The sequence below is a fragment of the Bradyrhizobium sp. AZCC 1578 genome, from assembly GCF_036924675.1.
GTDB lineage: Bacteria > Pseudomonadota > Alphaproteobacteria > Rhizobiales > Xanthobacteraceae > Bradyrhizobium.
Window position 1 is genome coordinate 1,098,266 of record NZ_JAZHRZ010000001.1, and the last position, 15,434, is coordinate 1,113,699.

At 62.4% G+C, this 15,434-nt stretch carries 10 protein-coding genes and 1 pseudogene; 5 read left to right on the forward strand and 6 right to left on the reverse strand.

Annotation, left to right across the window (positions count from 1 at the left end):
- Nucleotides 1-81: 81 nt before the first annotated feature.
- Both V1290_RS05765 and V1290_RS05770 read right to left on the reverse strand, forming a co-directional pair.
- On the reverse strand, nucleotides 82-2,367 hold the full coding sequence (locus V1290_RS05765; protein ID WP_334363454.1) for a TonB-dependent receptor: 2,286 nt from the start codon (nucleotides 2,365-2,367) through the stop codon (nucleotides 82-84).
- Nucleotides 2,368-2,498: 131 nt separating this feature from the next.
- Nucleotides 2,499-3,632: an MFS transporter gene (locus V1290_RS05770; RefSeq protein WP_442895047.1), complete on the reverse strand. Its 1,134-nt coding sequence runs from the start codon at nucleotides 3,630-3,632 to the stop codon at nucleotides 2,499-2,501.
- 353 nt (nucleotides 3,633-3,985) lie between these two features.
- Between V1290_RS05770 and thrS the strand changes: the two genes are divergently transcribed.
- Both thrS and V1290_RS05780 read left to right on the forward strand, forming a co-directional pair.
- Nucleotides 3,986-6,031, forward strand: coding sequence for a threonine--tRNA ligase (thrS, locus tag V1290_RS05775; RefSeq protein ID WP_334363456.1), 2,046 nt, complete (start codon nucleotides 3,986-3,988; stop codon nucleotides 6,029-6,031).
- A gap of 82 nt (nucleotides 6,032-6,113) precedes the next feature.
- Nucleotides 6,114-6,677, forward strand: a complete 564-nt coding sequence (locus V1290_RS05780) for a nitroreductase family protein (protein WP_334363457.1) — start codon at nucleotides 6,114-6,116, stop codon at nucleotides 6,675-6,677.
- Between the two features lie 2 nt (nucleotides 6,678-6,679).
- Here the strand turns inward: V1290_RS05780 and V1290_RS05785 are convergent.
- Nucleotides 6,680-9,164, reverse strand: a pseudogene (locus V1290_RS05785) (putative bifunctional diguanylate cyclase/phosphodiesterase).
- Between the two features lie 249 nt (nucleotides 9,165-9,413).
- Complete coding sequence (locus V1290_RS05790) at nucleotides 9,414-10,487, reverse strand: hypothetical protein (protein WP_334368944.1); 1,074 nt, start codon at nucleotides 10,485-10,487, stop codon at nucleotides 9,414-9,416.
- A 234-nt stretch (nucleotides 10,488-10,721) separates the two neighbouring features.
- Here V1290_RS05790 and V1290_RS05795 point away from each other — a divergent pair, with 234 nt between their 5' ends.
- Complete coding sequence (locus tag V1290_RS05795) at nucleotides 10,722-11,777, forward strand: patatin-like phospholipase family protein (protein ID WP_334363458.1); 1,056 nt, start codon at nucleotides 10,722-10,724, stop codon at nucleotides 11,775-11,777.
- Between the two features lie 73 nt (nucleotides 11,778-11,850).
- On the opposite strand, the gene V1290_RS05800 is transcribed toward V1290_RS05795, so the two are convergent.
- Together V1290_RS05800 and V1290_RS05805 are read right to left on the reverse strand one after the other, a co-directional pair.
- Nucleotides 11,851-12,279: a CBS domain-containing protein gene (locus V1290_RS05800; RefSeq protein ID WP_213289447.1), complete on the reverse strand. Its 429-nt coding sequence runs from the start codon at nucleotides 12,277-12,279 to the stop codon at nucleotides 11,851-11,853.
- 188 nt (nucleotides 12,280-12,467) lie between these two features.
- Nucleotides 12,468-13,271, reverse strand: coding sequence for a rhomboid family intramembrane serine protease (locus V1290_RS05805; protein WP_334363460.1), 804 nt, complete (start codon nucleotides 13,269-13,271; stop codon nucleotides 12,468-12,470).
- 594 nt (nucleotides 13,272-13,865) lie between these two features.
- Here V1290_RS05805 and V1290_RS05810 point away from each other — a divergent pair.
- Both V1290_RS05810 and V1290_RS05815 read left to right on the forward strand, forming a co-directional pair.
- Nucleotides 13,866-14,420 carry a PAS domain-containing protein gene (locus V1290_RS05810; RefSeq protein WP_334363461.1) on the forward strand — a complete coding sequence of 185 codons (555 nt, stop codon included), beginning with the start codon at nucleotides 13,866-13,868 and terminating at the stop codon, nucleotides 14,418-14,420.
- Nucleotides 14,421-14,651: 231 nt separating this feature from the next.
- Nucleotides 14,652-15,428: a transporter substrate-binding domain-containing protein gene (locus tag V1290_RS05815; RefSeq protein ID WP_334363464.1), complete on the forward strand. Its 777-nt coding sequence runs from the start codon at nucleotides 14,652-14,654 to the stop codon at nucleotides 15,426-15,428.
- The last annotated feature ends 6 nt before the right edge of the window (nucleotides 15,429-15,434 follow it).

Genomic DNA, 15,434 nt, shown 5'->3' on the forward strand with positions numbered 1-15,434 from the left:
TTTGCCGGCCTCGGAAACCATGCGCGTCGCAGCCGGCGGAGCACGACGACGCCTGCTGCGAACGAGCATTCCAGGATCTACCTACCACCGCGTACGGAGAGAAAGCTCGAAGGTCCGCGGCGCGCCGAGAATGACGTAGTTCGCATCCGTAGCCCAAGCTGCATAGACCGCGTCGGTGATATTACGAACGCGGAATGTCAGGTCGGCGTTTTGCGCAAAACGGTAGGTGGCAAAAACATCCGCGATGGTGGCCGACGGCAACGTCACGAGGTTGGCATCGTCAGCGTTGATGGAGGCCCTGTGATTGATCCACGCGCCGACCGCCCAGTTTGTAAACGGCTGCCACGTGGCACCAAAGTTCGCCACGACCTGCGGCACATTCGGCGGCGTATTGCCCGTGTAATTCGCGGTCGTACTTGTTCGATATTCGTCATACCGGGCATTCACGTAGGCAAAGTTCGCCTCAAGGCGCAAAGTCTCGATCGGGCGATAACTGCCGGAAATCTCAAAGCCGCGGGATGACTGCTTGCCCACCTGAACCGTAAATCCCGTCAGAGGATCGGTTGAGGGGATATCGGTCTTTTCGATCTGATAGACGGCAGCCAACAGCTCACCTCGTCCGTTCGCGAAGGCGTGTTTGATACCGCCCTCCACCTGGCGCGCATTGGTGAGGCTGAAGGGAGTGTCGGTGACGCCCAATGTGAACAGAGCGAAGCGCGGCTCAACCGCAGTTGCATATTGCGCGTAGAGCGTCGTGTCGGCGCGAATGTCCCACAGTGCACCCATGCGATAGGTGCTGGGTTCGAACGTTTTGCTGTAGAGCTGGTTCGCCGGCCGCCGATTGTAGTCCACCTCCATTTGATCGACTCGAAACCCGCCAACAATTTTGACCCCTTTGAGCACCTCCAGGCGCGCCTCGCCGAAAACCGCCTTCTGCGTCAGATCCGCGCGCACGTTTTGTGTCCGTGCAGTGCCTCGGGTGAAGAAGTCCGTCGGTGCGGGATTATAGGGATCGACGAGTTGAAGCGATGTCACCTCGTTGCGCGGACTGTCCCATCGCGTGCTTGCAACCTCAACGCCCATGACCGTCGACAGCGGCATCGCTCCCAAGCTGCCGTTCCAGTTCACGTCGAAACGATCGCCGATAAAGCGATGGTCGTAGCCGAGATTCTCCCATGTTTGCCGGCAGACTTGGTCTGTACCGGTGTTGTTGAGGAGGTTCTGCCCGCGGAAAGAGCAGGTGCCGCCTGCGGGAATATAGGCAAAGCGGTACGTGTTGATCCAATCGCGATCGGATTGATAGGACCAGAAGCGATTGCGGATCTTTAGCTCCTCGGTGTCATACGTCGTATTCCAGCGCAGCCACAGCACACTGTCGTCGTATTTGTTGTTCGGCAGGTTGTTGTAGTTGACCTCGCGGAGATCGGAGCGGATTTTCCCTCGCACCAGGGGCGTGCCCCAATACGCGTTCTCGATTTTCGATTTCATGTAGTCAAAGTCGACGGTCGATGACAATTGCGGCGTCACATCCCAGCGCAAGGCACCTGCGACATTGCCGTATCTGACCTGGTTGTCATCGACCGGGCCGTTGTATCCGTTGACGACGCCGTCGAGTCGATAAGAGAAGCCATTCCCCAGCGGACCTCCCTTTCCCACGGCCTGGCGGACGCCTTCGCGAGTAGTGAGCGAGGAGATTGTTTCCGACGGCTCGGTGACCCCGCTCGGTTGCTTGCGAACGAGATTGACGGCGCCGCCGATGGCGCCTTCACCGTAAAGGACCGACGCCGGTCCGCGCAGCACGTCTACCCTATCGAAAATGAAGCTGTCGTAGTTGCGCGTGCTGATCGTGGTGTTGGTGACACGGATTCCATCATAGAGCACTGCGATGCCGTTCTCGGTGAACCCCCGCGTCGATGCAACGCCGGCAGCTCCTGGCCGGACGGCGGACGTAAAGCCGGTCAAGCCTTGAAGGGCGTCCACCCAACTAGTCTTGCCTCGCTCCTGCATCGTCGCCTGATTGACGCTCTCCGCGCTGCCCGGGATGTCGCGAGCCGTGCCCGGCAGTCGCGATCCGGTCGTATTGGGCACGTTGAGATCGGTCGTCGAACGGATGTGGTCGCGCGGCAAGCCACCTGGCCATCCGTCGATTGGGCCTTGCGGCGCTCGATCCGCGCCGGTCTGCGCCTGGCGCGCGACGGACGCAGCCCGCATCTGCAAGCGCTTGCTCGTTCGCTGCTTTTGCTTGGTGGCTGGCCGTCCTTCCACCGTAATCGGAGGCAGGACAGCCTGAGGAACGGTTTGAGCAATGGCGGGCCGTGCACCGCCCGCGGCAAAGGATGCTGCGGCCAGAACTGCCAAAAACCGCATTCGGCGTCCGATCCGCCTCCCGACTTCACACCAATTGCCAAACTTTTCCATTACTTACAGCCCCATAGCGCAATGTTATAACATTACATCTATGGAACTCGCGTAAGGATGTCAAAAGTCTTCGGCCAGCATCAGCGCGGTGCGCTTCCCTGGCCCTTTTTCGGCTTGGTTAGAATCACCGTCACCAGCGCCAACGCGACAAAGGTCGCCCCGACATAGCCATTGGCGAAGAGCAAATCGCGCGCGTACAGAAAACCGCCGATGGCCGAACCAATGGCCTGTCCGACGTAGAGCACGGATGTGTTGAGCGACACCGATGCGGACGCCAGCGCAGGCGCGGCGCCGACCAACCTCACCTGCTGCATCGAATTGGTGGAAGCAAATCCAATACCCCAAATCGCGACGGAGACAGCCATCAGCGGATAGATGCCGGCGCTGAGCGCCCATCCGCCCACGCCAGCCAGCAACACCGACGTGAACAGCATCGAAGTCTTCCATGCGCCCCAGGAATCGACGATCCGGGTTCCGATCGCGGTGCCGATGACACCACAGATACCGTAGACGGCGAATACCACGGCGATCGGGTCCGGGCCCGCCGCCGTCAGCCGCGCTAGCAACGGGCCCATATAGGTGAACACCACGAATTGGCCGGACATCTGCGCGGTCGTGATCAGCAGCAACAGCAGGATCATCCGGTTGCGGCCGATGGCCGCCCAGGTCTTGAGGTCGACCGGCGCACCCATCAGCCCGCGGGGCAGACGCCACGCCAGCAGGAGGAAACTCAGGCAGCTCATTGCACCAATGGCGCCATAGACCGCCTGCCAGCCATAGCGGCTGGCGATGAAGGTGATCGCCGGCAGGCCGACGGCTGCAGCCAGCGACCAGCCGAGAAAGATATAGGCGATGGTACTGCCGCGTCTTGCTTCAGGCACGATCAGTGCGGCCGTTCCCGCCGCTTGCGGCGTGTAGAGCGCGCCGATTGCCAGCATGACCAGGCGAATGGCGAGCAGGCTCGCATAGTCAGGCGCAAAGGCGGAGGCAATGTTGGTAAGCGCCAGCACCGCAAGGGTGGCCGTCAGCAGGGTGCGGCGCTCAATCTTGGAAGTCAGCCACGCCGTGACCGGCGAACCGACACACAGCATGATCGCGCCGAAGGTGATCAGAAGACCAGCGGTGCGGATCGAGACGTCAAGACCGGCAGACAGTTCGACCAGCATGCCCGCCGGGGCCAGCACCGAGCAGCCGGTGACGACGTTGCCGAGCATCAGCGCAGTCGGTGCAAAGCGGCGCTCGGCGTGGACGGGCCCGGGCACATGTTTCATGCAGATGCATGTAGACTGTGGGCCGTGCCAAGAAAAGGACGCGATACCGGATTATTTGTCATCGCTCGTTATGAGTTTCATTGATTTGACGGCGCTGATGCCGAGCGGCTCTGCGTACGTCGCCGTGACGGAGAAGCATTCTTTCCCGGACGATGGGGCCAGATGTTTGCCCTGCGGCCCTGCCATCACGGCCTATTTCGCGAAATTGCCCGATTGCAGGGGCCGAATCCCCTGCTATACCGCTGCTTTCCCGCTTACCTGCGCTCGTTCGCAGGAGTGAGCTTTAGGAGACGCCAATGCCTGACAGCAATGCACCCGCATCGGGGTTCCAATTTGGCCTTGCGAATTTGAAACCGGCCGAACCCGTGCAAAAAATCACCCTCACCTTCCCCGACGGCGCGAAGCGCGATTTCGCCAAGGACACCACCGGGCTCGACGTCGCCAAGGGTATATCGCCCTCGCTCGCCAAGCGCACGGTCGCGATGGCGCTGGACGGCGTGGTCGCCGATCTCAACGATCCGATTTCGCACGATGCGAAGATCGAACTCATCAGCCGTGAAGACCCGCGCGCGCTCGAACTGATCCGGCACGACTGCGCGCATGTGCTGGCCGAAGCGGTGCAGTCGCTGTGGCCGGGCACGCAGGTCACGATCGGCCCGGTGATCGAGAGCGGTTTCTATTACGACTTCTTCCGCAACGAGCCGTTCACGCCGGAAGATTTCGCGGCGATCGAAAAGCGGATGCGCGAGATCATCGCGCGCGACAAGCCCTTCACGAAGGAAGTCTGGGATCGCGAAAAGACCAAGCAGGTGTTCCGCGACAAAGGCGAGGCCTTCAAGGTCGAGCTGGTCGACACCATTCCCGGCGACGAGCCCATAAAAATCTATTTCCAGGGCGACTGGTTCGACCTGTGCCGCGGCCCGCATATGAGTTCGACCGGCAAGATCGGCACCGCCTTCAAGCTGATGAAGGTGGCGGGCGCCTATTGGCGCGGCGATGCCAACAACCCGATGCTGACGCGCATCTACGGCACGGCATTCGCCAGGCAGGAAGAGCTCGATACTTACCTCAAGCAGATCGAGGAAGCCGAGAAGCGCGACCACCGCAAGCTCGGCCGCGAGCTCGATCTGTTCCACTTCCAGGAAGAAGGCCCCGGCGTGGTGTTCTGGCACCCGAAGGGCTGGACCATTTTCCAGGCGCTGATTGCCTATATGCGCCGCCGCCTGACCGGCGACTACGACGAGGTCAACGCGCCGCAGATCCTCGACAAGGTGCTGTGGGAAACCTCGGGTCACTGGGACTGGTACCGCGAGAACATGTTCGCGGCCCAATCGGCCGGCGACGAGGCGGAGGATAAGCGCTGGTTTGCGCTGAAGCCGATGAACTGTCCCGGCCATGTGCAGATCTTCAAGCACGGGCTGAAGAGCTATCGCGACCTGCCGCTACGCCTTGCGGAGTTTGGTGTGGTGCATCGCTATGAGCCCTCGGGCGCGATGCACGGCCTGATGCGCGTGCGCGGTTTTACGCAAGACGACGCACATGTCTTCTGCACCGAAGCCCAACTCGCCGAGGAGTGCCTCAAGATCAACGACCTGATCCTGTCGACCTACGCCGATTTCGGCTTCGAAGGCGAGCTCACGGTCAAGCTCTCGACCCGGCCGGAAAAGCGCGTCGGCACCGACGAGATGTGGGATCATGCCGAGCGCGTGATGGCCACCGTGCTGGCGGAAATTCAGGCCGGCGGCAGCAACCGCATCAAGACCGCGATCAACCCCGGCGAAGGCGCGTTCTACGGGCCGAAGTTCGAATATGTGCTGCGCGACGCCATCGGCCGCGACTGGCAATGCGGCACCACGCAGGTCGACTTCAACTTGCCCGAACGGTTCGGCGCGTTCTACATCGATGCCGACGGCTCGAAGAAGGCGCCGGTGATGGTGCATCGCGCGATCTGCGGCTCGATGGAGCGTTTCATCGGCATCCTGATCGAGCACTTTGCCGGCAATTTCCCGCTCTGGCTGGCACCCACCCAAGTTGTGGTGACGACCATCACCTCCGAAGGCGACGAATACGCCAAGGTAGTCGCGGCTGCCGCACGAAGGGCCGGCTTGCGCGTCGAGATCGACCTGCGCAACGAGAAGATCAATTACAAGGTCCGCGAGCATTCGCTGGCGAAGATCCCTGCCCTGCTCGTCGTCGGCAAGAAGGAAGCCGAGACCCATTCGGTCTCGATCCGCCGGCTCGGCAGCGACGGGCAGAAGGTGATGCCGACCGACGAGGCGCTGGCCGCCCTCGTCGAGGAAGCAACGCCGCCGGACGTGACGCGGATGCGGGCGGCCGCCTGATCATAATCGGTCTAAATCGGCTTCCGCTGAAGCGGCTGTGCCACTATCTCTGGCACAGCCATTTCCGACGAAAGAGACCCTTGTGCCCGACGCCCTTGAACTCCTGAAGATCCGCCGCTCGGTAAAGCCCCGCGAGATGAGCGGGCCCGGCCCGACGCCAAGCGAACTCGAGACTATTCTGACCATCGGCGCGCGGGTGCCGGACCACGGCAAGCTGACGCCCTGGCGCTTCATCGTGTTCGAGGGGGACGGGCGCCTTCGCGCAGGCGAGGTCATCGCCACGGTGTTTGAACGTAAAAATCCGTCGGCGCCGGCCGCCGATATCGAGATCGAGAAGCGCCGGCTGATGGACGCGCCGCTGGTGATCGGTGTGGTCAGTTTCACCAGGCCGCATCCAAAAGTACCGCCCCTGGAGCAGGAGCTGTCCGCCGGCGCCAGCGCGATGAACATTGTCAACGCCGCCACCGCGCTCGGTTACGGCGCCTGCTGGCTGACCGGCTGGTTCGCGTTCGACCGCGACGTGCTCGACGGGCTCGGATTGAAGGCGGACGAAAAACTCGCCGGCTTCATCCATATCGGCACACCGTCGAAACCGGTCGAAGATCGCCCTCGCCCGGCGCTGTCCGAAATCGTGACGCGGTTTTAGGCCTAGGCAGCCTTCGAGGCGCGGGCGCCAAAATCGGACAGCAATGCCTCGAGTTCGGATGCCGGCTTCGCCGCACTGAACAGAAAACCCTGCACCTCGTTGCAGCCTTCGGCGCGCAGCCAGTCGAGCTGGTCCATGGTCTCGACGCCTTCCCGCTGTCGTCGTGATGTTCAAGCTGCGCCCGAGGCCGGAGATAGCGCGTACGATCGCGACACAGTCGGTCCGCTGGGCGAGGTCTTTCACGAACGAGCGATCAATCTTGATCTTGTCGAATGGAAAACTCCGCAAGTAGCTCAGGCTCGAATAACCGGTGCCGAAATCGTCCATGGATATGCTGACGCCGAGCTCGCGAAGCTGATGCAGGATCGCAAGATTGGCTTCGGTCTCGGCCAAAAAGACCGACTCGGTGATTTCGAGTTCGAGCCGCCGCGGCGACAGACCTGAATGCGCCAGCGCCGAAATCACCGCCTGAACCAGGTTGCGGCTGCGGAACTGGACCGGCGACAGGTTGACGGCGACCTTGATGTCTTCCGGCCAGTTCGCAGCTTCGGAACAGGCCTCGCGCAGCACCCACTCGCCCAGCGCCACGATCAATCCGATATCTTCGGCGACCGGAATGAAATCGGCCGGCGAGATCATGCCCTTTTCCGGACTGCGCCAGCGCAACAGCGATTCGAAACCGCTGATACGGTTGGCGGCAATATCCACCAGCGGCTGATAGTGCAGTTCGAATTCGCCACTCGCGAAGGCGCGACGCAGGTCGCGCTCCATGTCGCGGCGCTTCTGTGCCTGGCGGTCCATCTCGCGCTCGAAGAAGCGATGAACGTTGCCGCCATCCGATTTCGCCCGATAGAGCGCCATGTCAGCGTTGCGCATCAATTCCTCGCAGCTTGCACCATCGCCGGGCGACAGCGCGATGCCGACGCTGGCACCGATGACGACCTCGATACCATCGAGGTCGTAGGGCGCGCTCAACACACCGATCAGTCGGTCGGCAAAGTCGCTCACCTCGTTCGGCGACACCTCCGAGACCATCACGATGGCGAACTCGTCGCCGCCGAGCCGGGCGACGAGATTGTCGCCACGAACCTCGGACTTCAGCCGCTCGGCTACCGCCTTCAACAGACGATCGCCCATTGGATGGCCGAATGAATCGTTGACGTTCTTGAACAGGTCGAGATCGACGCACAGCACCGCCACGCGCCTGTTGCCGGACGCCGCCCGTTCGAGCGCCCGGCGGAGGCGCTCCTGATAGAAGTCGCGGTTCGGCAGGTTGGTCAGGCCGTCGTGATGGGCCATGTGGGCGATCCGCGCCTCCGCCGCGCGGCGCTCTGTAATATCAACCGCGGCCACCAGATAGCCGTCGTGTCCGTCGAAGGCGACGCGCCGTCCGAACGTCAGCACGTGGATTTCGCTGCCGTCGGCCTTGAGATGCCGCCAGTCGCGGCTCGAATTGTAGATGTCGCCGAGCTGCCGCAGCGCCTGGCTGTGGCTGGCCCATTCGTCCTCCGGCCAGATCTGGCGAAGCTGCATCTGCAGGAACGTCTCGCGCGGGTAGCCGTAATGGCGCACGGCCGCGTCGTTGACATTCAAGAACCGGGTCGTTTCGGCGTCAAACACCCACATCGGCATCGGATTGTTGTCAAACAGCAGGCGGAACGAAACCTCGCGTCGCTTCAGCGCCGTGAAGTCGGAGACCGTCAACGAAAGCATGTCGCCGAACGCCGTCACGCCCAGTCGCAGGCAGCGGTCCCCACCATCGATTTCGATCTGATCGCCATTGCCGCTGACGACGATGTCGCGCAGACGCTCGGTCACCTCCGGCGCGCATAACAGGTTTCCGCCCACGGCAAGCCGTCGCCATAACAACTCCGTCGACGGCTGCCGCAGCAGTCGCGCGGCGCCCTGATTAAGATGGACGATCTGGAAATCGGACGGCTGCCCGTCCGCATCGCGAACAGCCGCCAGCGATAGCACGCCCTCATCGGTCGCTGAGAAGATCGTGTCCAGCAGATTGAATTGCGCATCGCGCTCGTTGACATAGGTCCCGATCAGGGTACCGCCCCAGCGCGACAACGTCGGCAGCGCCAGCACATCATAGGTCCGAACCAGACCGTCGCGCACGCAATGCGCCGTGGCGAGGTACGGGCGGCAGTTCTGCAGCGCGTTGGATGCCGCCTCGCCGAGCGCGGTCGCGCAATCCGGCGGCAATGCACTTAAGGAAATGTCCCAGCGATCATCATTCAGCCATTGCTGGACGTAGCGGCCGGTGTGCGAGACGGAGAGCGTGTCGTTGTCGTTCCGAAGCAGCACGACGTGATCCGCCAGCCGGCCGAGGCTGCCGAGCATGATGTCTTCATAGCGTGGAAGCTTCTCGCCCGGACGCAATGCAGCCTGCCATTTGCGCTTCAGGACCGGGACGTCGGCGAACATCTCGGTGTTGAATTTTTCTGACGACTTTTTCGATGATCTGTTGGCCGCAACCATAACCTGCCCCGCTACGCGCACTCAGTCCCAGGGCATCCAATGCAGCCGGGTTTAAGGCTATGTAAAAATGGCGGCGGCGGTACGCCGATATGGCGATTATGACAGTTCTAAGTTGTGCGATGGTTAGTGCGCATTAGAGACTATGACAGCCAAATGCGCAGGCCTGCTTAACTGCCGCGTTTCTTCACGCGAACCGGAAATACCTTCGGATCAAGTCCGAGGGTATGCTTCGCTCGAAAAGGCTATGGTCTAGCGCGCCACGACCTCGACCTCGCCGTCGACGCCGTTGACGACGTTGAAGGAGCGCTCGAACACCTTGCCCTCGTTCTTGGCAATCGCCCGATACTCGCCTTCGGACAGCACCACGCGCGGAAACGCGCCGATCGATTCCTTGATGACGTCGCCGCCTGGCGTGATCACCGACCATGCGGTGTTGGCGAGAGCCTCGCCGCCCCTGTCGCTGACCAGTTTCAGCGTAATCACCGCTGCGCGGTGGGAGACGGTCACGTCCGTCAGCTTGCTGGCCTGGACGCGGATGTCGGAACGCACCACCGAATTGGCATCGCCATAGTTGGAGATGATGTAGTAGGTGCCCTCCGGCAGCAGCGCGACGTCGCCCGCGGCGACGTTCGGAAGCAATGGGGTGCGTTCGGAGCCTTCGAATTGGCTGCCCTTGTAGATCGCGAACGAGATCTGGTTCGGGGGAATCTTGCTGGTGCCGACGCGGCCTTCGATGCGCAGTCCGCCGGCCGGAAGCACGAAAGCCACCCGGTCCGTCTCTGCTTTCAGGCTCACCGCCCGCACCGCGCTGACCAGGCCGAGAGCCACATGGACGACGTAATTGCCGGGCGGCAGCACGATGTTCGGAGTCGCGCCGCGCTCCTCGCGGATCAGCTTGAACGTGCCGGTATCGTCGGGCTTGTCGGCAAATACCCGCCACACCAGTCCGCCGTTGATGACAGGCAGATCCTTGCCGTAGCGCGCCGTCAGCGATAGCACCCCCTGACCTGCAGTGGCCGCACCCGGCGGCGGTACCACCGGCGGCACGGCGGTGACTTGTGGCTGAACGATGGTCGGCTGGTTCAGCGGAGCGGGAAGCGGTGGAATCGCCCCCGTCCCCGATGGCGGCGCCAGATTCATGGCAGGCCCGGTCTGAGTGTCCGGAACCACGGCGGGCGGCACCGGTGGCGGGCGGTCCGAGAACCACTGGGCCGAAACCGGGGCTGGAAGAAGCAAAGCAACCAGCGTGAAGGCGACGCCCAGCGCCGGAAAAGGCCATCTGCCCCGCCCGTATCCTGCGATACCGTTGCCGCCCGAAATCATCGCCATGCTTTTCACTGAAAACGCGGCAAATTCAAGCCTTCGTGGCCGAAGTTTGGCGAGGCGCTCGCTAGCGGAACCCGCACCGGCACCCGATGTTAATGCAGCGGTCGTGGTCCAGTCACATTCCCTGCCTAGGCCGGCATTCGCCGGGCATAAACCATGCATCCGGAATTGGAATGGACAATTCTGGCGCGGCAGCGCCGCGGCGGTTATCGTTGAAGCCGGAGGGCTTGCGTGTTGGATAGCTGGATGGGCCGCGGCCAAAAAGGCTCCGGTGCCGACGACAAGGTAGGGCTCGGCAGTATCCGCCGGCCGGTGATCGGACTGGCGCTGGGTGGCGGCGCCGCACGCGGCTTTGCCCATATCGGCATCGTCCGGACGCTGGTGGCTCACGGAATCATGCCCAACGTCGTGGTGGGAACGTCGATCGGGGCCGTAGTCGGCGGCGCTTTTGCTGCCGGACATCTAGACACGCTGGAAGAATGGGCACGCAGCCTGCAGCCGCGAACGGTCCTCTCCTATCTCGATATCCGCCTGAACGGTTCGGGCCTGATCGGCGGCGCCAAGCTTGCGGCCCAATTGGAGGCGGCGCTCGGCCAAAGCCTGATCGAGGATCTGCCGGTGAAATTTGCCACCGTCGCGACCGAAGTGCGCACCGGCCACGAAATCTGGCTGACCCATGGCCCAATGGTGGACGCGATGCGTGCCTCCTACGCGCTGCCGGGAATATTCTCGCCGATCCTGGTTGGCGACCGCTGGCTGGTTGACGGTGCCCTGGTCAATCCGGTGCCGGTGTCGGCGGCGCGCGCGCTCGGCGCGGAAATCGTGATCGCTGCCAATCTCTCCAGCGATGTCTTCGCGCACGCCACGACGATCTATTCCCACGGCCAGACGGCTGGCGTTTCGGTATCGGTGATGCCGGAAGCGCTGCCCGAACCCGGGCCGCGCAAACGCGGCATCGGAAAGTTCTTCTCCGCCGAGCGCACGATGAAGCGTGAATTCTTCGGTGGCGGCGGACGGCCGGGCATCTCCTCGGTCATGGTCGATGCTTTCAACATCATGCAGGACCGCATCACCCGCGCTCGGCTTGCCGGCGATCCGCCGGACCTCCTGATCTCGCCCCGCGTCGGCAAGATCGGCTGGTTCGATTTTCATCGCGCTGACGATCTGATCGCCCACGGCGTGAAAGCGGCCGAGCGGGCGATCGATTCGATCCAGGAGGCGATCCATATCCTCGCGCCGCCGCAGATCGAAGCCGAGAAGGCGCTCGAAAAGCCTGACAAGGAATAGCGTAGCGTTCTCAAGCGAAGCTTGCCCGCGGACGTGATCCGAGGGTCACGCCAAGAAAACGCGTCAAAAAAGCTCACGCCGTCTTGATGTAGTCGCGTAGCGCTTCCTGCTCGGCCTCATATTCCTGGACACGGCGCTTGACGATGTCGCCGATCGATATCAGGCCAACCACCTTGCCGTCCTCGATAACGGGCAGATGCCTGAACTTACCGAGCGTCATCATTTCCATGATCCCCGCGACGGTGTCGGACTGCCGGCAACTCACGACCTTGCTCGTCATGACCTCGCTGACCGGCTCCTCGAGCACCCTGGCGCCGCGCTCGCCCAACACGCGGACAATGTCGCGCTCCGAAAGGATCCCCTCCACGCGTCCCTGGTTCATCACCAGCACGGCGCCGATCTTGCGTTCGCCAAGGATCTTGATCGCGGCCGAAAGCTTGGCATCCGGCTCGATGCTCGTGATCTGATGGCCCTTGGTGTCGAGAATTGAACGTACCGTCATTGTCGCCTCCCTGAATCCGTTCGTGCCCAAGGGGCCGGACTTGTCGTGAGTCTTCAATCAACAGTTCCGCGCCGGTTTCGTTTCAGGGCGCAGTTTGCAAGCGCGGCTGTCATCCATGGCAGCGGCATTGGCTTGCGTTACAACCAGTGCGGATGATGAATGAAATCGGCCCTCGCCGCAAGCGGCGATCAGACGCGGCCAGACTCGTCCGGCCATGAAGCATCCGCGGCATGCGGCGTCGCACGCGGTACCGGATCGAACAGCGAAAACAGCATCAAGCCGGCGAGAAATCCGCCGATATGCGCCTGCCAGGCAACGCTGGCGCCTTCGGCGCCGATCGAAATCGACCCAAGGCCGAAGATGATGTTGACGCCGAACCACACCGCCAGGAATCCGAGCACGCGCGCGTTGCGCAACGCCCGGGAAAGCGACAACGCCGGAACCTTCGCGGCGGCGTCCGCATCGCCCCGGTGGAACGAAAGAAAACTTCCCCGCACGAAAGCAAAGCGGATGGCGGCGGCCATCGCGCCGGATACCGAGGCCGAGGCGCCGATCATTGGCGCGATCGTGTGTTCATGGGTGACGAGATGCGCCAGGGCGCCCGCCGCGGCCGTCACCGCCATGAAGACGAAGAACCTGACGGCACCGAACCGGCGCGCCAGCGCGCTGCCGAACGGCAACAGCCACAACAGGTTGAACCCGATATGGCTGAGATTGGCATGCAGCAGCGAATAGGTGACGAAGGTCCATATCTTGGCGCCGGCCCCGCCGGGAAAGGTGATGTTGATGTTGAGTAAGGTGGAATCGTAGCGCTTCGGAATGAAGCCGAAGACGTCGATGGTCCAGTTCTCCAGTTCAACCGGCAGCAGCACCCGCAAATGAATCGCAGCGATCAGCGCGATATAGGCCGTGAGCGCGCCTGGTAGCGTCAAGATCGGCTCGTGCGGGGCGTCCGGCGGCCCGACCGGGGATGAGTAAGACTGGGATTCCAAGGGGTCCAGGACCTTAGCTGGCGGCTTCGAGTCGTATGGGCCCAGATAGGCGGCTTTGCCCGCCCTGTGCAAGTGCACAATCGCAGCTATCCGTGTCCCGGACGCGGCGCGGCGCCCCTCGGAGGTGCGACGCAGAGCCGGGACCCACCATGCAGTCTGTTTGGGTCCTGGCCCTGAGGCGCACCGCTAAAGGGGCGCTGCGTTGCGTCCGGGACACGAGACTGCAAAAAGAAAAAAGGGAGAGCTCTGAGAAAGCTCTCCCTTGTCTTGCTGGCCTTTTCGCGCCTGGAGCCGGGATCACATCCCCCGCCCCTCCCCGCGCGATGACCAAACTGTTTGATGCCACCTGTGTACCAACCGCGCCGAACAGATAAGTCGGCGCCGCCTGATGCGTTCCACATTACGCGCGCCGCAGCGCCACCGCCAACCTCATAGTTAATTTAACGTTAACAACGCAAAGCCGCGCCCCACGCGGCCGAATCGCGTCCCCGGCATGGACGCTGCACAGCCTGTCCTGCACAACGAACAAGGGAAGGCGTGTTGCGCAAAAGCGGGACAGATGTGTCCCGCCAAGGCAAGCCGGGGAAGGTAAGCATGAAACACCCATCGAGCCGCGAGTTCTTCGCCTATTGGGACGCGAAACGCGGCGACGCGCGGGCACCGGACCGTAGCGAGATCGAACCCGGCGCGGTGCGCGAGCTGCTCGGCGATATCTTCGTGCTGTCCTATGACAACGAGGCCGGCTATCCGTTTCGTGTCGCCGGAACACGGGTCTGCGCCCTGCTCGGCCGCGACATGAAGGACACGAGTTTCTCGGCGCTGTTCACTCCGGACAGCCGCCGCGAGATCGAGGACATCATCAGCTACGTCGCCGAAGAAATGCTGGCGGCCATTGCCGGCATCACCGCGACTTCGCAAGATGGTACGACGGCGCATCTGGAGTTGCTGCTACTGCCATTCAACAACCGCGCGCATGCGCCGATCAGCCTGACCGGATTGCTGGCGCCGTTCGAAAGCGATCTCGGCACGATCAGGGATTTCAAGGTGACGTCGTGGCGCTATCTGCATCGGCCGCAAAAATTCGTCCCGCGCGCCTTGCGCAAGCTCGCGATCGCGCGCGGCTTCATGGTGTATGAGGGCCTGCGGTAGTCACGAACCGTTGGGTATGTCGAACGCCGCAGCCCAACGCATGGTCGCGTGATCATGCTCGAAATCGACCCACAAAGAGCCTCCAAAAAAAGCACGGCCAAGCATTGCCTAAATGCGAGGCGTCAGGCAGGGTCGAACCGCGACGTGGAGCCGGGCCACATCCGCTGAATGAGACGCACCGAGAGAAAATCTCGGAGGCGCGTCTTCGCCGTAACCTCGGAGATCCTAAGTATGCTGTTCAAGAGATTGATGCTTGCCGCTGCAATTGCCACTGCCGCGGTGGCGACGCAGGCCCATGCCGACGCTCTCGATTCGATCATGAAGTCCAAGGTGATCAAGATCGCTGTGCCGCAGGATTTTGCGCCGTTCGGCTCCGCCGGGCTCGATCTCAAGCCGCAGGGCTACGACATCGACATGGCCAATCTGATCGGCAAGGAACTCGGGGTGAAGACCGAAATCATTCCGGTGACCAGCGCCAACCGCATTCCATATTTGCAGACCAACAAGGCCGACCTGGTGATTTCCAGCCTCGGCAAGAACGAGGAGCGCGAAAAGGTCATCGACTTCTCGATCGCCTATGCTCCGTTCTTCTCCGGCGTGTTCGGCACCAAGGCGATCGCGGTGACGAGCGCAGCCGACCTCAAGGGCAAGACCATCGGCGCCACCCGCGGCGCGATCGAGGAGCAGGCGCTGACCGCCTCGGCGCCGGATGCGACCGTCAAGCGTTTCGAGGACAACAACGCGACCATCGCGGCCTTCGTGTCCGGCCAGGTCGACCTGATTGCCACCGGCAACACGGTCGCGGCTGCGATCGCCGAGAAGGTCCCTGCCCGCGCACCGACGCTGAAATTCGTGATCAAGGACAGCCCCTGCTACGTCGGGCTCAACAAGAACGAGCCGGCGCTGCTCGCCAAGGTCAACGAGATCATCACCAAGGCGAAAGCATCGGGCGAGATCGGAAAACTGTCGGAGAAGTGGCTGAAGGCACCGCTGCCCCCCGGCTTCTAGGTGTAA

Bases quoted from the DNA above. Each gene is read 5' to 3' on its own strand.
- V1290_RS05765 (WP_334363454.1), bottom strand. From the start codon at position 2,367: ATGCGGTTTTTGGCAGTTCTGGCCGCAGCATCCTTTGCCGCGGGCGGT.
- V1290_RS05770 (WP_442895047.1), bottom strand. From the start codon at position 3,632: ATGCTCGGCAACGTCGTCACCGGCTGCTCGGTGCTGGCCCCGGCGGGC.
- thrS (WP_334363456.1), top strand. From the start codon at position 3,986: ATGCCTGACAGCAATGCACCCGCATCGGGGTTCCAATTTGGCCTTGCG.
- V1290_RS05790 (WP_334368944.1), bottom strand. From the start codon at position 10,487: ATGATTTCGGGCGGCAACGGTATCGCAGGATACGGGCGGGGCAGATGG.
- V1290_RS05800 (WP_213289447.1), bottom strand. From the start codon at position 12,279: ATGACGGTACGTTCAATTCTCGACACCAAGGGCCATCAGATCACGAGC.
- V1290_RS05810 (WP_334363461.1), top strand. From the start codon at position 13,866: ATGAAACACCCATCGAGCCGCGAGTTCTTCGCCTATTGGGACGCGAAA.
- V1290_RS05815 (WP_334363464.1), top strand. From the start codon at position 14,652: ATGCTGTTCAAGAGATTGATGCTTGCCGCTGCAATTGCCACTGCCGCG.